We start from the raw sequence: 16,942 nt of genomic DNA, 5'->3' as shown, positions 1-16,942 counted from the left end.
ACTGTATGACTTCAGGGATTTAACGATAGGTCGACCTGAGCGGTCCCACAAGAAAGTCGCTTCCCGCCGGTCGCGAAACATTCAACCCTGGGGATTCAACAGCGCACTGGCCAACAACGTCTCAAGCCCCATCGGCCTGGAAAAGTAAAAACCCTGGGCCTGCCCGGCACCCATTTCACGCAGCAGGTCCAGCGTCGCTTGATCCTCGACGCCTTCGGCGACCACGCTCAGGTCCAGCGATTCGGCCATCCGCACAATCGCCCGGACGATTGCGCGGCTGCGAGCACTGGTGGTCAATTCGAGGATGAACGACTTGTCGATCTTCAAGCCGCTGAAGCGGTATTGATGCACATAGCTGAGGGATGAAAACCCGGCCCCAAAATCATCGAGCACCACCGACATGCCGTTGTCGGCCAATTGCTGCATGGTCAATCGGGCGATGGCGGGCTCTGCCACCAACGCACCTTCGGTCAATTCCAGGCAGATCCGCGACGGCGCGACCCCGTGCCGGTCCAACAGCGCCAGCACCTCACTGGCGAAATCCGGGCGCGTCATGCTGTAACTGGAGCAATTGATGTGCACGGCAGGCCAATCGGCGTGTTCCGGTTGTGCGAGGATCACGGCAATGCTGGTGAGCATGTACAGGTCCAGCCGACCGATCAGGCGCAAGCCCTCTACATCCGGCAGAAACTCGCCAGGTTCGATCACCCGGCCACCCGGCTGATGCCAGCGAATCAGCGCTTCCAGGGCCATGAGTTCACCGGTTTCGACGCTGACAATGGGCTGAAAATACGGCAGCAGTTCATCCGTCCGTTTGAGCGCATTACGCAAGGCGCCCTCACGCTCCACCTGGTCCGAGACTTCACGGCGCACTTCCTGATTGAACACCGCATAGCTGTCGCGCCCGGCACTCTTGACCCGGTACATCGCGGCATCGGCATCGCGCAACAGGTCAGCGGGCTCGTGATGAAACTGACTGTCGGCACTGACAATACCGATGCTGCAGGACGAAAAAACTTCATAGCCATTGATGAAAAACGGCAGATCAAACGCGACCAGAATCCGTTCGGCGATTTCGATCATCACCTCCAGCGGCGCCTCGGGAGCCAGCACCGAAAACTCATCCCCCCCCAGGCGCGCCAACATGTCGGTGTCACGCAGACACCCGCGCAAACGCTGGGCAGCCTCCATCAACAGCAGGTCGCCAAAATGATGGCCAAGGCTGTCATTGACCATTTTGAAGCGGTCGAGATCGATGAACATTACGGCCAGGTGCCCGCCTTCGCTACCGAACCGCGACCAGGCCAGATTAAGGCGCTGTTGCAGATAGGTGCGATTCGGTAGCCGGGTCAGCGCATCGTGGGAGTTTTCGTGTTGCAACTTGGCATTGGCGTGATCGAGCTCGCGGGTTCGGCTCTGCACCCGGGCTTCGAGTTTGAGATTGGCGACATGAATCGCTTCGGCGGCCGTGCGCCGCGACAAGGCGGTGTCGATGTGCCGCGACACGAACGTCAGCAGTTCCTGGTCACGCTGGGTGTAGCACACCTGCGCGGTATAGCTTTGCACTGCCAGCACGCCACGCACGACATCGCCATCGAACAAGGGAATGCCCAGCCAGGAATGGGATCGGACCGACTCATGGGCCAGTTCGATTTCACCCTGCGCAGACAATCGTTCAGCTTCGCTTGCGTCTATCAGGCAGGGTCGGCGCTGACGGATAACGTACTCGGTCAAACCCCGTCGTCCACGTCGTGCCGCAGGACAGATCGTCTGCCGCTCATCGACATAATACGGAAAGGTCACTTCGCCGGTCGCGTCGTCGAACAGTGCAATGTAGAAGTTCTGCGCGAACAGCAGATCGCCGACGATGCCATGCAAGGTGTGAAACAGCTCGGCCATGTCGCCGGGCTGGCTCGACAGTTCGGCAATCTGAAACAGCGCGCTTTGCAAATGCTCGGCACGCTCGCGTTCGGCGACTTCCTGGCGCAATGCATCATTGAGCGCCGACAGCTCCAGGGTGCGACGCATCACTGTGGCTTCCAGGTCCTCGCGGTGCAGAATCCGGTCCAGCGCCATGGCCACGTGCCGGGCCACCACCAGAAACAGCGCGCGGTCCTCGGCGCTGTAGGTACGGGAAACGTCGTAGACCTGCATCGCCAGCATGCCAAACACCTCGTCCGAGGCGTTTTTCAACGGCGCGCCCATCCAGAACTCGGGGCGATCCCCCACGCAGTAGAAACGCCCCTCGGCCTGCGCCGCGAGAATCCCGGCGGCGTCGATCAGCAATGGCTGGCCAGTGGTCAACACCTGGCCCGTCAACGACAGGCGTGAAGGGACAAGGTATTCGTAGTTCTCCGACTCCAGGGCATCGACGTCAATGATGTCGACGTAGTACGGGTAGTCGATCTTGCCACTGTGCGGGTCATACAGCGCGAGATAGAAGTTCTCGGCGTCGATCAGGCTGGCCAGAAGCCGGTGAACCCCCACCAGAAACACTGAGCGGTCGCGAGTCGAACTGGCCAGGTAAGTGATTTCATACAGCACCCGCTGGGTGATCTGCGCACGGGCAAGGGTATTGGTCTGTATCTGCATGCCCAGGCGTCGGGCGAAGTCGGCGAGCGCCGGCTCGTCGGCATCATGGACTGGCGCGAGCAGCCAGCCCAACACACTTTCGCCCTTACCGGTCGGCCAGCCGTGCAAGCGACGGGTCGAACAAAAGGTTGCGAACTGCTCATTTGCAATGTTTGCGGGCCACTGGACAAGAGGGTCGCCCTGGCCGACGCAATGCATCTGTTCACCGGCACGATAAAACGCCCAGGCGGTGGTGTGGGCCCAGTTGCGCGCTGAATCGAGCAATTGTTCGATCGTATCGTCGTTGCCTGCGCAGATCGTACCGACACCGTCGCAGTCGTTTGATTGCCGCGGGAAGTCGGTCAACGTACTAAAACTCATCAGCGCTCCCTGAGCCAAAACCGGCGATGCTTTCTTCAATAGTTGCTAGCAATGAGCCGGCGAGCTTCCCGTTTAAAGCGTATAGCGGTTTTTTTCAATAATTTTATTCACTTTGGTGTCTCTTCCGTGACCGGTACAGCGGCACTCGTCTCACGGTTTTGGCGCGAATCATGCCTGTTTCATCGACATGAAGTCGGTACTGGCTATGTGGATGACACTTCTGAAGTGAACCGTCCTGGCCCCTGCCCCGATAATCGAAGACTTATGGACGAACAGTCGAGGATCAGCATGACGAATGCAACGACAGAACAAGTCAGCCCGAGTACGTTGAGAAGAGTGATTGTAGCGGCCGGCATCGGCAACTTCGTCGAATGGTTCGATTTCGCCGTCTATGGTTTCCTGGCCACGACCATTGCCCAGCAATTTTTCCCCAGCGGCGATGCCAGTGCCGCACTGCTGAAGACCTTTGCAGTGTTCGCCGTGGCGTTTGCGTTTCGGCCTCTAGGCGGGATTTTCTTCGGCATGCTGGGCGACCGGATCGGCCGCAAGCGAACCCTGGCGATGACGATTTTGCTGATGGCGGGTGCAACGACCCTGATCGGTTTGCTGCCCACTTATGCTGCGATCGGGGTCATGGCGCCGATTCTTCTGTCGCTGATCCGTTGCGCCCAGGGTTTTTCCGCCGGGGGCGAATACGCGGGGGCCTGTGCGTATTTGATGGAGCATGCACCCAGTGATAAACGTGCCTGGTATGGCAGTTTCATCCCGGTGTCGACCTTTTCCGCGTTCGCTGCGGCAGCCGTGGTGGCCTACGCACTGGAGGCTTCATTATCGGCCGAAGCGATGGGCAGCTGGGGCTGGCGCCTGCCATTCCTGATTGCTGCCCCGCTGGGTCTGGTGGGGCTTTACCTGCGCTGGAAGCTGGATGAAACACCGGCCTTCCAGGCGGTGAAACAGGAACATGCAGTCGCCCACTCGCCGCTCAAGGAAACCTTGCGCAACCATGGTGCGGCGATCTGTTGCCTGGGCGCCTTTGTGTCACTCACGGCGCTTTCGTTTTATATGTTCACCACCTACTTCGCGACCTACCTGCAAGTCGCGGGTGGCCTGAGTCGTGCGACGGCGCTGCTGGTGTCATTGATTGCCTTGCTGTTCGCTGCCGCCATTTGCCCGCTGGCCGGGCTGTACTCAGACCGGGTCGGGCGTCGAATCACGGTCATGACGGCGTGTGTGCTGTTGATCCTGGTCGTGTATCCATCGTTTTTGATGGCCAGTTCCGGCTCGTTCGCAGCGTCCATCATCGGCGTGATGCTCCTGGCGGTCGGCGCAGTGTTGTGTGGCGTGGTCACGGCCGCGTTGCTCTCTGAAACCTTCCCCACCCGCACCCGGTACACCGCGTCGGCGATCACCTACAACATGGCGTACACCCTTTTCGGCGGTACCGCACCGCTGGTGGCGACGTGGCTGATCAGCACCACCGGCAGCAACTTGTCGCCAGCGTTCTATCTGATTGCGGTTGCATTGCTCGCGCTGGCGGGTGGACTGGCCTTGCCGGAGACTTCAAGGATTTCGCTGCATGATATTCCGACGCAGGAGAAAGGCGTGGGCATGAAGGCTGCGGCCTGAAACGCAAACAAGCCGGGGCGGTGGAGCAATGCAAGCGCTTCACCCCGGCTATTGAGCCCTGACACGGCTGAAGGAAAGCGAAGGCAGTTTTTTATCCGCCTGGCAACGGGAAGCTCTATGTTTTTTATGGACCAGATAAGACGCACTCACCATCAAGGCGATGGTGCCCCAAAGCAGTACATGTGGACTCACCGCCGGATAGGCAACATTGAAAATCATGAAGCCAGTCATTTGATGCAACAAATAAAGTGGATAGGTCAGTGCACCTAATGTCGCCCAGCTCATCGTCCGCAGTGCCGCCGCATAATTAGTGCTGTTCGAAGGAAGGTTCATGGCGGGCGCTTTCCGGACAGGAAGGAGGGCGAGGACCGACTAATGAACAAACCTCATGAACCCTTGCCGATTCTCCCGTCTAGTGCCCACCAACCAGTTCGCTTACTGTTTCCTCAGCGTCATTGCATTCACGCCAATGTACGCAGAGCAGTTGAAGTCCTTTTGCCATGCTTATTGCGGGCCACCATCACCCCCAGGCACTGGCGACTCGCTGACGTGAGGTATCTCATCCCTCCATCCAAACTTTTCGCTTCAACAAGCGTCCTCTCTTTGAGACCACCAAGCGCTGATTACAGCGAAGGACAAGCGATGACGTTTATGATTTTTCTACTGGCCTGCGCTGCCGCGGCAAGCACAGGTCTGATTTTCAAACCGGGCCCGTGGTACGAATCTCTCGTCAAACCTGGTTTCACCCCCCCCAAGTGGGCGTTTCCGGTCGCCTGGTCGATTATCTATCTGTTGCTCGCCTGGGCCGGTTACCGGTTGACCCTGCTACCGGGAAGTCAGGCGGTGCTGGCGTTATGGGCGGCGCAGATTGCGCTGAATACGCTGTGGACCCCGGTGTTCTTCGGCGCACAGCGAATTTTCGCAGGCATGCTAATCCTCTCGATGCTGTGGCTTGTGGTCGCGGCCATGGTGGTGATGGCTTTGAAGATTGACGTGATCACCGGTTTGATTCTGTTTCCTTACCTTGTGTGGCTGTGCGTAGCCGCCGCGCTGAACTTCTCCATCCTGTGTAATAACCGCTGACACAATGTCATGAAATGAAAAGCAATTGTCGTCGAAAGCATCGTTGACATTGCCGAAATCCGCGTAGAACGAAGTCGCCAGCAGTATCGGGACCGGGCTGATCGGCGTTAGCCAGCACTGCAGGAATCCATCGGCTGCGAGTACCCACGGCGGGGTTATTCGTAGTCGATTCAGCCGCTCTACCGGTTCTGATTTACATGCTCTGACTGATACTAATAATCCGAAAAGGAATCGCACTCTATGCGTGTGAATTTGCCTGTAACCGAGCATGAAAGAAGCTTCCCCGCCGACCAACGCTTGATCTCCACGACCGATCTCGATAGCCGAATCACTTATTGCAACGACTCATTTGTCGATATCAGCGGTTTCACTTACGACGAGCTGGTCGGTCAGACCCACAACCTGGTTCGACACCCCGATATGCCACCCGGGGTATTCCTGCATATGTGGCACACCATCAAGCAAGGCAAACCCTGGATGGGGATTGTGAAAAATCGCTCGAAGAATGGCGATTTCTATTGGGTCAGTGCCTACGTCACCCCTATCTATGAAAACGGCCGCATGAGTGGTTACGAGTCGGTGCGCTCCGTGCCCAGTCGCGACCAGGTACGTCGCGCCTCGGCACTCTATGCGAGGATGCGGGCCGGCAAGCCGATCGTTGCCCGGAGTGCACGGATTTTGCGGCCACTGAAAAACGCCTGGCCATTACTGATGGCAGGCGGGGTTTCGCTGTTGGCGGGGCACTGGCTCCCAGGCACCGCGGCTCAGGGGATTCTGGTGGCGAGCCTCAGTGTTGCCTGGTACCTGATCGAATCCCGACACCGCAGCGCCATCGAGCGCACCCTGGCCGAACACCCGAAAGCCTTTTCCGATCCCTTGGTCGCGCTGACCTACAGCGACAACCACGGCCCCCAGGGTCGACTGGACATGGCCATGCTGAGTGAGGAAGCGCGCTTGCAGACCGCCTTGACCCGTCTCGTCGACGCGGTGGTCAATGTGAAGTCCCAGGCAGCACAGTCCTCCGAACTCTCCGGTTCACAAGCGCAATCGCTGGATCGCCAGCGCAATGAAACGGATCAGTCCGCTGCGGCCATCTCGCAAATGGCGGCAACCGTTCAACAGGTGACTCAAAACGTCATCAGTACCGCGCATGCCGCCTCCGAAGCCGACCAGTTGACGAAAGATGGCAGCCAGTTGGCCCAGCAAAGCCTGCACGCGATGGAAGCCATGAACGAAGCCGTCAATGACATCGGTCAGGCAGTCAACACATTGGCCAGCGAGACGCAGTCAATCGGCACCGTCGTCGACGTCATCACATCCATTGCCGAACAGACCAACCTGCTGGCGCTCAATGCGGCGATCGAGGCGGCCCGGGCGGGTGAGCAAGGCCGAGGTTTCGCCGTGGTTGCCGACGAGGTGCGCTCCCTGGCGCAACGCACTCGCACGTCGACCGAGCAGATCCACGGCATCATCAGTTCACTGCATGTCGGTGTTGATCGCGCCGTTTCCTCAGCCAGCAAGGGTGAGCAGATTTCCCGCGAAAGCATGCAGCGTGTCGAGGCGGTACAGACAGCCCTGGTCGGCATCAGTCAAGCCGTCAGCCGCATTACCGATATGAGCCAGCAAATGGCGTCGGCATCAGAAGAGCAAAGCCACGTGACTGAAGACATCAACCAACAGATCACCCGTATCGCCCAGTTGTGCGATCACAGCGCCGGTCAGGCCCAGCAAGGCGCCGCGATCAGCAAGGAACTTGAAGCAATGGCCGATTACCTGCACGGCCTGGCCGAGCGTTTCAGCCGATAGCCTAACGCTTCACCCTCCCTCCCCGCGCATTCGGCTGTCTGAGTCAGGCAGCCGAATGCCCCTCGCAAAAATTTGGGTCTGTCATTGATAGCCAAGCGTCTGTCGTCAAATGTAAAGCGCCTCCCACCAGCGGGCGTTTTAATGGCAGTACTAAAAAAACTCCGCCTGAGTCACGCGTTGTTTGGTACGCCAAGCAGGAGAATAACAATATGAAATTCGTGAAAAGTCTTTTGGCTGCGTCACTGCTCTCGACCCTGGCCCTTGATGCACAGGCCCTGGTCTCGAGTCGGGAAGCCGCCGAACTGGGCGCCAGCCTGACGCTGGTTGGCGCTGAAAAGGCCGGTAACGCCGACGGTTCAATCCCGCCTTACAGCGGTGGCCTGACCACTGCCCCGGCCGGTTTCAAGACCGGTGACAGCATGCGCCCGGATCCTTACGCAGCGGAGAAACCCCTGCTGGTAATCAATGGCAAGAACGTTGATCAGTACGCTGGCATGCTGACGGCCACCACCGTTGCATTGGCCAAGCGTTTCCCCGGCTACCGCATCGACGTTTACCCGACCCATCGCACAGCATCGCTGCCGGAGGCGGTACTGGAAAACAGCCGCAAGAATGCCACCGGCGCCAAATCCCTCAGTGGCGGGATAGCTTTCGATAATGTCTTGCCCGGCGTGCCGTTCCCGATCCCGCAATCGGGCGCCGAGGCGATGTGGAATTTCCTGCTGCGTTATCAAGGCGTCAACATCCGCTCCAAATACGATTCGTGGAGTGTCGACTCGGCGGGTGTGGCGAGCCTGGCGGTTACCGGCGAAGCATTTGTCTCGTTCCCGATCTACGAGAACATGTCGAAGCCGATCAACAACTCCGACATCTATTACCAGTTGAAGCTGTCCTATACCGGACCTGCGCGGCGAGCCGGCGAGTCGGTCATGCTCAAGAACGCCACCAACCCGCTGCAACGTCCTGGTCGCGCCTGGCAGTACATGCCGGCCCAGCGCCGGGTCAAACAGATTTCGATCCTGGCCTACGACACGCCGAACCCGGGAACTGCCCGTGCACTCGAACTGTATGACTGGACCCTGGTGGGCAAGCAGGAAATGATCGTGCCCTACAACACCTACAAACTGACCTATGCCCGCGATGCCAAGTCGCTGACCACCCCCAATTACCTTTCCCCGGACTTCGTGCGCTGGGAAAAACACCGCGTCTACGTGGTGGAGGGCAACCTCAAGCCCGGTGCAAAACACATCTACCAGAAACGCCGCTTTTACCTGGATGAAGACACCTGGGCCGCTGTGGCCTCCGATCAATACGACACCAAGGGACAACTTTACCGTGGCTCCTTCGCTTTTCTCAGCCAGAGCTATGACGAGCAGGTCCCGGATGCCACCCCGTTCATGACCTACGACCTTTCCCAGGGCACCTACAACATCAACGGCGTAGTCGGCCCCCATGGCGGCATTCACTACATCGCGCCGCTATCGACGGCGCAGTGGGTGCCGGAATCCATGGCGGGTGCCGGCATTCGCTGAGGCGGACACCTATCTAGAGAGAAAGAACGAATCGGTATTCGCCCACCGTCTTGTCGCTACAAGACGGTTGTTCAAGCACGAAGCCGCACCGATCGAGTACTTTTCTGGAGCCCGCGTTTTGCGCATAGACATAAGCCACCAGCTGCGTTAGTTCCCAGCGCCCCCTTGCCTCCCGGATCAAATGTTCAAGCGCCAGTGTCGCAAGACCCTGGCCGCAAACACTTTGATCAATCCGATAGCCCACTTCGGCACTGCCCTGCAAGGGGTCGATGCATTTCAAATTGGCGCGACCCACTATTCGTTCATTGGCATCTTCGAGAACAAAGGGGTGCCAGCGACCGACCGCCAAACCAGACAAATAATCATCAATATGTTCGGCAACTCCCGGCAATGAGTAGAAAGAGGGATCGCGCGCATCGATATGTGATTCGAACCATTGGCGATTAAGCACTTCGAATGCCAACAGCGCTTGGGCATCGGCCCGTTCCAGTTCGCGAACCCTGAATGAATTCATTTTGCACATTCCTTGTGTTTACAAGCGGTGGCTTTATTTGATTCGTCTCGCAGGGCTGCATGAATGCGCTAGCCAATAGCGCCATCAGGCAACTGATCCACTGCTGGAAGTTGTCAATGCCTGCGGCGATGTCGCACAAGCAACGAAGTAAATCACGCTGAAAACCTGACGATAACCCTTCACTGCACCACAAAGCGACGAGCGACATTGAAATCTGCGCCCTGGCCCCGCGCAAGGTGAATAAGCAAACTAGGCTAGAACGGGCCTCTTGATGAGCGAACGGGAGTTCTGTTGTCGGGTTAGTTGTTCTCCTTGCGCTCTCCGGGCACAGGTTTGGGGGGTAACTCACCAGGATCCTGGTCGTTGCAGACTCGATTGAGAGAGGCAACACCCGGGATCGACACCGATAAAGGAAGGCCGTCATGCAACGACTCCCGCATCGCTCCAGGCTTTACGTTGCCTATTCACTCCTGTTGGCACTCAACGGTATGACCCAAGCGGCACAAACCGAAAAAACCAATATCCTGTTCATTGTTTCCGATGACACCGGCTACGGTGACCTGGGGCCTTACGGTGGCGGTGTCGGGCGCGGCATGCCGACCCCCAGCATTGATCAACTGGCCGCCCAAGGCGTCACCTTCCATTCCTTTTACGCCCAGCCCAGTTGCACGCCAGGCCGGGCTGCCATGCAGACCGGGCGCATCCCCAACCGCAGCGGAATGACCACCGTGGCCTTTCAGGGTCAGGGCGGCGGCTTGCCGGCCGCCGAATGGACGTTGGCTTCGGTGTTGAAAACCGCTGGCTACGACACCTACTTCACCGGTAAATGGCATTTGGGCGAAGCCGATTACGCACTGCCCAACGCACAAGGCTATGACGTGATGAAATACGTCGGCCTTTATCACCTCAACGCTTACACCTACGCCGACCCGACCTGGTTCCCGGACATGGATCCGGAAACCCGTGAGATGTTTCAAAAGGTGACCAAAGGCGCATTGTCCGGCAAGGCGGGTGAAAAACCCGTCGAAGAATTCAAGGTCAACGGTCAGTACGTCGACACGCCTGTCGTGGATGGCAAGCCAGGCGTGGTTGGCATTCCGTTCTTTGATAACTACGTTGAAAAAGCCACCCTGGAGTTTCTCGACACGGCCGCCAAATCCGACAAACCGTTCTTCATCAACGTCAACTTCATGAAAGTGCACCAACCGAACATGCCGGCACCGGAGTTCATTCACAAGTCCATGTCCAAGTCCAAATACGCCGACTCTGTCGTCGAACTCGACACCCACATTGGGCGCATCATGGACAAGCTCAAAGCACTGGGTCTGGATAAGAACACGTTAGTGGTTTACACCACGGACAACGGCGCCTGGCAGGACGTTTATCCGGATGCCGGCTACACCCCGTTCCGCGGCACCAAGGGCACCGTGCGTGAAGGCGGCAACCGGGTTCCGGCCATCGCCGTCTGGCCCGACAAGATCAAACCGGACACGAAAAACCACGAGATCCTCGGTGGCCTGGACCTGATGGCGACGTTCGCTGCCGTTGCCGGGGTGAAACTGCCGGAAAAAGATCGCGAAGGTCAGCCAATCATCTTCGACAGTTACGACATGACACCGGTGCTCACCGGCAGTGGCCCGTCTCCACGCAAGGAGTGGTTCTACTTCACAGAGAACGAACTGTCTCCGGGTGCGGCCCGTGTCGGAAACTACAAGGCCGTGTTCAACTTGCGCGGTGATAATGGCGCGCAGACCGGTGGCCTCGCTGTGGACACTAATCTGGGATGGAAAGGCGCAGAAAAATATGTGGCGGTGGTGCCTCAGGTCTTTGACTTGTGGCAAGACCCGCAAGAGCGCTATGACCTGTTCATGAACAACTTCACCGAGCGCACCTGGACGATGGTGCCGATCTCTGCCGCGATCATCAAACTGATGAAAACCTATGTCGATTATCCGCCACGCAAACTGCAAAGCATGGGTTACGACGGGCCAATCGAGTTGTCGCAGTACCAGAAATTCCAGTACCTGCGTGACGCTCTGAAAAAAGACGGCATCAACCTGTCATTGCCCGCTGGCAACTAGGCACCTTCGCAGTGACGGCCCTGCACGGGGTCGTCACGCTCAAACATCGAGCCTGGGTCGAAACGTAGGGCGGTGGCCATACGCAGGTTGGTAGACCGGGACAAGGAAACCGGCGCGCCCAAGGACGCCCTGTGCATGGCCACCATGTAGCAGAGCAGAAAAACGCTGCAAGCAGTGACGTGCTGAACCTTGTAAAACCCGGGCTACCAAACCCGATCGCTGCTGTTTCTCAACGACCGGCAAACGATAGAGCCTGGCTTCAAGGCGCACAAGCCGGCGGATTCCGGCGTAGCTGTAGGCAATGACGCGAGGTGTTGTAGCTTGCGAGAAGTAACGTCCTACAACCCTTAAACACACCTATAGCCCAGATTGAAGAAGATATCCCAAACACAAAAAACTGTGGGAGCGGGCTTGCCCGCGATGGCGGTGTGTCAGGCGCAATTGAAGTCGCCTGACAGGACGTCATCGCGGGCAAGCCCGCTCCCACGGGGAACAGGGGTGCAACCTGTACCGCTTCAAGGATTGATCTGATACCCCTTGCCCTGCAAACAGCTGTTGTAGGCCGTCGTGGTATTCGCCGCTGTGGTCTTTTCCTCTTCGCGGCGGTCCTGACGCTGGCGTGAGCCACCGACAACCATGCCGGCCGCAGCAGCCTCCTTGGAACGGTCCTGGCGTATGTCCTGTTTCACATCGCTGTCGACACGGTCATCAAACTCTTCGTGCTGATTGCTGCGCACGCCCGACGCCACGGCACCGGCTGCCGCCCCCGCCGCCGCCCCCTTGGCCCGTCCGCCTGATGAAGACGAAGACGTCGATGTACTCTGACTGTTGGCGATGTTCTGGCATTCGGTCATATCCGTCTGCGTTTGCTGCGAACTCTGCCCCTTCATCGGAACCACCGTCTGGGCCCATCCAGGGGCACTCAAAAGTGACAATGCGATGCACAGGCTAACCGGCGAAAACCTTTTCATGTTGACCTCCGTCAGGCCTGCCACACGTGCAAAGCCCTGGGTTCAGTGGCGGACGGCGAGCGACAATGCGCGTCGCCGACGATCGGGTGAAACACCAGTAAAGTGTAGTTCACCGCTACACCCCCTCCGCCCCGTCGATCAGGCTTCGACGCCCGGCTTCGGGTACAACTGCTCGTCAAATTGCGACAGTTTCGGGAACACCAGCGGCTGATCGTCGCTCAGGTGCTGCAAGCGCAGGCTGTAATCCTCCAGAAAGCCCTTGCGCGCTTCTTCACTGATGTACGGCACATGCCAGGCCACGAACGGTTCCAGCACGTCGAACCCGACATAGGCCAGCGTTCCGCGCAGGATCGGGCGCAACATGTCCTCCAACGGCCCATGAATCGCGCCTTCGCCAAACATGTGTTCGCGCCCGCCCAGTGTCACGGTGACCAGCGCTTTCTTGCCGGCCAGACCGCCCTGATCGTAAAAACGCTTGCCGCCATAGCAGATGCCGGACACCAGCACCCGGTCGATCCAGCCCTTGAGCATGGCCGGCGCGGAGAACCAGAAGATCGGGAAGTTGAGGATCAGCAGATCGGCCCACAGCAGTTTGTCGAGTTCAGCCTGGATGTCCGCCGCCAGCGATTGGCTTTTCACGCCCAGGCGTTGTTCCAGGGCGTAGACCAGGTACTCGGGGTTTTCCCGCGACGAGAAGTCCGCGTCGCTGGCCACCGGGTTCCAGTTCATTTTGTACAGGTCGCTGACCTGCACTTCGTGGCCCTGGGCTTCAAGGGTGGCGACGGCCTGGTCCCGCAGGGCGGCGGTGAAGGATTGCGGCTCCGGGTGAGCGTGGACGATCAGTACTTTCATGGTGATTCCTTAGACTTTTTCCAGCGTATCGGTTGAAGAGTTAGAAGCGCGCGTGGCCAGCAGCCGGTCGAGCCAGTCGGGGTCCATTTGCGGTTCGGAAGAAAACAGCAAACCGGTGTAGTCCTGATGCGGCGGGGTGAAGATCTGGCTGCGCGAGCCGTGGTCCACCACCCTGCCCCGTTGCATCACCAATACCTCATCGGCAATCGCCCGCACAGTGGCAACATCGTGGGTGATGAACAGGTACGCGACCCCCAATTCTTGCTGAAGGCGGTTGAGCAATTTCAGGACGCCTTCGGCCACCAGCTGATCGAGCGCCGAGGTCACTTCGTCGCAGATGATCAGTTGCGGATCGGCCGCCAGGGCTCGGGCGATGCAGAGGCGTTGTTTTTGCCCACCGGACAGTTCACGGGGCTGACGCTCCATGAAGGTAGCGGGGTCGAGTTCGATCATTTCCAGTAACTCGGCGACCCTGGCGCGCATGGCCTTGCCCTTGAGGCCAAGATAAAACGTCAGTGGACGGCCGATGATGTCGACGATGCGCTGACGCGGATTGAGCGCGGTGTCGGGGATCTGGTAGATCATCTGGATGCGCCGCAATTGCTCCTTGCTGCGCTGACGAAAATCCGCCGGCAGCGGCTGGCCATCGTACAACACCTCGCCGTAGGTCGACGGCAACAAACCGGTGATCAGCCGCGCCGTGGAGCTTTTGCCGCTGCCCGACTCGCCGATCACCGCCAGAGTCTGGCCGCGATACAATTTCAGGCAGACGTCATGCAGCACCGGTTGCTGGCCGTAACTGGCGCAGCTGTTGCGCAATTCCAGCAGCGGTTGTTCCTGTTGCGGGCAGGCCTTGGGTTCGGTGCGGAAACTGCGCACCGCCCACAGCGATTTGGTGTAGTCCTCCTGCGGATCGCCAAGCATCTGTCGGGTCTCGGCCTCTTCCACCAGTTTGCCGTGACGCAGCACCATGATGCGGTCGGCCATTTGCGCCACCACCGCCAGGTCGTGGCTGATGTAGATCGCCGCGCTGCCGTAGGTCGCCACCGCATCGCGAATCGCGGCGAGCACTTCGATCTGGGTGGTGACGTCCAGCGCAGTGGTCGGTTCGTCGAAGATGATCAGGTCCGGATGGCAGGCCATGGCCATCGCCGTCATTACTCGCTGCAACTGCCCGCCTGACACTTGATGCGGATAGCGATGGCCGATGGTTTCGGGGTTGGGCAGGCGCAGTACGCGATATAGTTCCACCGCTTCGCGCATGGCCTGTTCGCGGCTCATGCCGCCGTTTTTCACGGCGGTTTCGACATGTTGGTCGATCAATCGATGGGCCGGATTGAACGAGGCCGCCGCGCTTTGCGCCACATAGGCAATACGCAGACCCCGCAGTTTGCGCAGGGCTTCAGGCTTGGCCTTGAGCAGGTCGATGCCGTCGAAATGCACCGAACCACCGGTGATTCGGCAGCCGTCGCGGGTGTAGCCCATGGCTGACAGGCCGAGGGTCGACTTGCCCGCGCCGGACTCGCCAATCAACCCCAACACCTCGCCCCGTTGCAGCGTCAGATCGATGCCTTTTATCAGCGGATGCCAGGCGTCTTCGTAGTGACCTTCAATGTGCAGGTCGCGAATTTGCAGCAAAGGTTTAGTCATCGTCATGTTCAGCATTCCTTGAGGCCACTGGATTTGTGCAGCATCCAGTCGACGACGAAGTTGACGCTGACCGTGATCAACGCCACGGCCAGGGCGGGCAGCAATGGGCTGATGTCGCCGAAGGTGATCAACACAGCGTTGTCGCGCACCATGCTGCCCCAGTCAGCGGTAGGCGGTTGAATGCCCAGGCCGAGGAACGACAGCGCACTGATGAACAGGAACACGAAACAGAAGCGCAGCCCAAATTCGGCAATGAGCGGCGCGGCAGCGTTGGGCAGCACTTCGCGGGTGACCAGCCACCACAGGCCTTCACCGCGCAGGCGTGCGGCTTCGACGAAGTCCTGCACGACCACGTTCATCGCCACGGCACGGGACAGGCGAAACACCCGGGTCGCGTCCAGCAGCGCAATCACCAGCACCAGCGAGGTGGCGTTGGTGCCGACCACGCTGAGGATCAGCAAGGCGAAGATCAGTTGTGGAATCGCCATCAGGATATCCACCACCCGCGACAAGCCCTGATCGACCCAGCCGCCTTTGATCGCCGCGATCAGACCGCTCAAGCCTCCGAGCAGAAACGCCAGCACCGTGGTCAGGAATGCAATGCCCAGGGTGTTGCGCGCGCCGTAGACCAGCCGGCTGAACATGTCGCGTCCCAGGTTATCGGTGCCCAACAGGAACTGCCCGCCCCACGGCTCAAAGCCTGCGCCCACCACCTGAGTTTCGCCAAACGGCGCCAATACCGGCGCGAACACGGCCACCAGAATATAAAGCAGGATCATCAGCAGCCCGAACCGGGCGCTCAATGGCGCCCGCCACACTTGTTTCAACAGGTTCATGGTTTACCCCTTCGGATGCATCAGGCGTGGGTTGCTGGCAATCGACAGCACGTCGGCGCTGGTGTTGAGCAGGATGTAGGTCGCGGCGAAGATCAGGCTGCAGGCCTGCACCACCGGGATGTCGCGCTTGGCCACCGAGTCCACCAGCAACTGGCCGAGCCCCGGATAAACAAAGACCACTTCGACCACCACCACGCCGACCACCAGGTACGCAAGGTTCAGCGCCACCACGTTGACGATCGGCGCCAGGGCATTGGGCAAGGCATGGCGCAAGATGATCCGCGATTGGCTGATGCCCTTGAGCCGGGCCATTTCGATGTAGGGACTGGCCAGCAGGTTGATCAAGGATGCGCGGGTCATGCGCATCATCTGCGCGATCACCACCAGGCTCAGGGTCGCGACCGGCAACACCGAGCGCTCCAGGATCGTGCCGAGGGACGCGTCCGGCGCCAGGTTGGAAATGCTCGGGAACCAGTTGAGCTTCACCGCGAACACCAGGATCAGGATGTAGGCGACGAAGAACTCGGGGAACGACACCGCGCTCAGGGCCGAGGTGTTGAGCAACCGGTCGAACCAGCTGTTGCGGTACAACGCCGCGAGCATGCCCAGCAGCAAGGCCAATGGCACGGAAACCAAGGCCGCCAGCAGCGCCAGGCTGAAGGTATTGCCCAAACGGGTGCTGACCAGATCGGCGATGGGACGCTGGTTGGCCAGTGACACGCCAAGGTCACCTTGCAGCAAGTGCCAGATCCAGTGGCAGAAGCGCGTCAGTGGCGGCAAGTCCAGACCCAGTTGCGCGCGGTAGGCCGCCACGGTTTCCGGAGTGGCGGACTGGCCGAGCATGGCCTGGGCGATATCGCCCGGAAGCAGGCCGACGGCCAGGAAGATAATCACCGAGACGGCGAACAACGAGAGCAGGCCTAACGCGAGGCGCTGCCCTAACAGCTTGAAAATACTTCTCATTGTGCAGTTCCTTGAATGGCACGCTTGTAAAGACGGCAAACACCACTGTAGGAGCCGGCTTGCTGGCGATGGCGCC

12 protein-coding genes and 2 pseudogenes are annotated in these 16,942 nt (G+C 59.2%); 6 read left to right on the top strand and 8 right to left on the bottom strand.

Annotation, left to right across the window (positions count from 1 at the left end):
- Nucleotides 1-81: 81 nt before the first annotated feature.
- Entirely contained in the window at nt 82-2,952 is a 2,871-nt protein-coding gene (locus AD668_RS12470; protein ID WP_053159093.1) for an EAL domain-containing protein, read from the bottom strand.
- A gap of 288 nt (nt 2,953-3,240) precedes the next feature.
- Here AD668_RS12470 and AD668_RS12465 point away from each other — a divergent pair, with 288 nt between their 5' ends.
- Nucleotides 3,241-4,578 carry an MFS transporter gene (locus AD668_RS12465; RefSeq protein WP_053159849.1) on the top strand — a complete coding sequence of 446 codons (1,338 nt, stop codon included), beginning with the start codon at nt 3,241-3,243 and terminating at the stop codon, nt 4,576-4,578.
- 48 nt (nt 4,579-4,626) lie between these two features.
- On the opposite strand, the gene AD668_RS29905 is transcribed toward AD668_RS12465, so the two are convergent.
- A complete protein-coding gene (locus AD668_RS29905; RefSeq protein ID WP_053159091.1) occupies nt 4,627-4,911 on the bottom strand; it encodes a hypothetical protein in 285 nt (94 codons plus the stop codon).
- Nucleotides 4,912-5,220: 309 nt separating this feature from the next.
- Here AD668_RS29905 and AD668_RS12455 point away from each other — a divergent pair, with 309 nt between their 5' ends.
- The 4 genes and pseudogenes from AD668_RS12455 to AD668_RS12445 all read left to right on the top strand — a co-directional run bounded on the left by AD668_RS12455 (nt 5,221) and on the right by AD668_RS12445 (nt 8,999).
- Nucleotides 5,221-5,661: a TspO/MBR family protein gene (locus AD668_RS12455; RefSeq protein WP_053159089.1), complete on the top strand. Its 441-nt coding sequence runs from the start codon at nt 5,221-5,223 to the stop codon at nt 5,659-5,661.
- A 240-nt stretch (nt 5,662-5,901) separates the two neighbouring features.
- Nucleotides 5,902-6,204, top strand: a pseudogene (locus AD668_RS30345) (PAS domain-containing protein); the annotation flags it as partial.
- A gap of 288 nt (nt 6,205-6,492) precedes the next feature.
- Nucleotides 6,493-7,467: pseudogene (locus tag AD668_RS30340) on the top strand (methyl-accepting chemotaxis protein); the annotation flags it as partial.
- Nucleotides 7,468-7,676: 209 nt separating this feature from the next.
- Nucleotides 7,677-8,999 carry a DUF1329 domain-containing protein gene (locus tag AD668_RS12445; protein WP_053159085.1) on the top strand — a complete coding sequence of 441 codons (1,323 nt, stop codon included), beginning with the start codon at nt 7,677-7,679 and terminating at the stop codon, nt 8,997-8,999.
- Nucleotides 9,000-9,012: 13 nt separating this feature from the next.
- Here AD668_RS12445 and AD668_RS28760 read toward each other — a convergent pair whose 3' ends face one another.
- The gene (locus AD668_RS28760) at nt 9,013-9,513 is read right to left on the bottom strand and encodes a GNAT family N-acetyltransferase (RefSeq protein WP_082344460.1); all 501 of its coding nucleotides are present in this window, start codon (nt 9,511-9,513) and stop codon (nt 9,013-9,015) included.
- Nucleotides 9,514-9,935: 422 nt separating this feature from the next.
- Between AD668_RS28760 and AD668_RS12435 the strand changes: the two genes are divergently transcribed.
- On the top strand, nt 9,936-11,594 hold the full coding sequence (locus AD668_RS12435) for an arylsulfatase (RefSeq protein WP_053159081.1): 1,659 nt from the start codon (nt 9,936-9,938) through the stop codon (nt 11,592-11,594).
- 515 nt (nt 11,595-12,109) lie between these two features.
- Here AD668_RS12435 and AD668_RS12430 read toward each other — a convergent pair.
- From AD668_RS12430 to AD668_RS12410, 5 genes are all read right to left on the bottom strand, one after another.
- Nucleotides 12,110-12,565, bottom strand: a complete 456-nt coding sequence (locus AD668_RS12430; protein ID WP_053159079.1) for a hypothetical protein — start codon at nt 12,563-12,565, stop codon at nt 12,110-12,112.
- A 138-nt stretch (nt 12,566-12,703) separates the two neighbouring features.
- Nucleotides 12,704-13,417: an NAD(P)H-dependent oxidoreductase gene (locus AD668_RS12425; protein WP_053159078.1), complete on the bottom strand. Its 714-nt coding sequence runs from the start codon at nt 13,415-13,417 to the stop codon at nt 12,704-12,706.
- 9 nt (nt 13,418-13,426) lie between these two features.
- Nucleotides 13,427-15,067 (bottom strand): ABC transporter ATP-binding protein, encoded by a 1,641-nt coding sequence (locus tag AD668_RS12420; protein WP_371259802.1) that lies wholly within the window; start codon nt 15,065-15,067, stop codon nt 13,427-13,429.
- An 8-nt stretch (nt 15,068-15,075) separates the two neighbouring features.
- Nucleotides 15,076-15,903, bottom strand: coding sequence for an ABC transporter permease (locus AD668_RS12415; RefSeq protein WP_053159075.1), 828 nt, complete (start codon nt 15,901-15,903; stop codon nt 15,076-15,078).
- A gap of 3 nt (nt 15,904-15,906) precedes the next feature.
- Nucleotides 15,907-16,866: an ABC transporter permease gene (locus tag AD668_RS12410; RefSeq protein ID WP_053159073.1), complete on the bottom strand. Its 960-nt coding sequence runs from the start codon at nt 16,864-16,866 to the stop codon at nt 15,907-15,909.
- Between the last annotated feature and the right edge of the window lie 76 nt (nt 16,867-16,942).

The sequence above is a fragment of the Pseudomonas sp. P1.8 genome, assembly GCF_001269805.1.
In the GTDB taxonomy this organism is placed as follows: Bacteria; Pseudomonadota; Gammaproteobacteria; order Pseudomonadales; family Pseudomonadaceae; genus Aquipseudomonas.
This window is presented reverse-complemented; position numbering and strand designations above follow the sequence as displayed.

What these genes read in the sequence shown, in the direction of transcription:
- AD668_RS12470 (WP_053159093.1), bottom strand. Translation starts at nt 2,952, where the DNA reads ATGAGTTTTAGTACGTTGACCGACTTCCCGCGGCAATCAAACGACTGC.
- AD668_RS12465 (WP_053159849.1), top strand. Translation starts at nt 3,241, where the DNA reads ATGACGAATGCAACGACAGAACAAGTCAGCCCGAGTACGTTGAGAAGA.
- AD668_RS29905 (WP_053159091.1), bottom strand. Translation starts at nt 4,911, where the DNA reads ATGAACCTTCCTTCGAACAGCACTAATTATGCGGCGGCACTGCGGACG.
- AD668_RS12455 (WP_053159089.1), top strand. Translation starts at nt 5,221, where the DNA reads ATGACGTTTATGATTTTTCTACTGGCCTGCGCTGCCGCGGCAAGCACA.
- AD668_RS12445 (WP_053159085.1), top strand. Translation starts at nt 7,677, where the DNA reads ATGAAATTCGTGAAAAGTCTTTTGGCTGCGTCACTGCTCTCGACCCTG.
- AD668_RS28760 (WP_082344460.1), bottom strand. Translation starts at nt 9,513, where the DNA reads ATGAATTCATTCAGGGTTCGCGAACTGGAACGGGCCGATGCCCAAGCG.
- AD668_RS12435 (WP_053159081.1), top strand. Translation starts at nt 9,936, where the DNA reads ATGCAACGACTCCCGCATCGCTCCAGGCTTTACGTTGCCTATTCACTC.
- AD668_RS12430 (WP_053159079.1), bottom strand. Translation starts at nt 12,565, where the DNA reads ATGAAAAGGTTTTCGCCGGTTAGCCTGTGCATCGCATTGTCACTTTTG.
- AD668_RS12425 (WP_053159078.1), bottom strand. Translation starts at nt 13,417, where the DNA reads ATGAAAGTACTGATCGTCCACGCTCACCCGGAGCCGCAATCCTTCACC.
- AD668_RS12420 (WP_371259802.1), bottom strand. Translation starts at nt 15,067, where the DNA reads ATGACTAAACCTTTGCTGCAAATTCGCGACCTGCACATTGAAGGTCAC.
- AD668_RS12415 (WP_053159075.1), bottom strand. Translation starts at nt 15,903, where the DNA reads ATGAACCTGTTGAAACAAGTGTGGCGGGCGCCATTGAGCGCCCGGTTC.
- AD668_RS12410 (WP_053159073.1), bottom strand. Translation starts at nt 16,866, where the DNA reads ATGAGAAGTATTTTCAAGCTGTTAGGGCAGCGCCTCGCGTTAGGCCTG.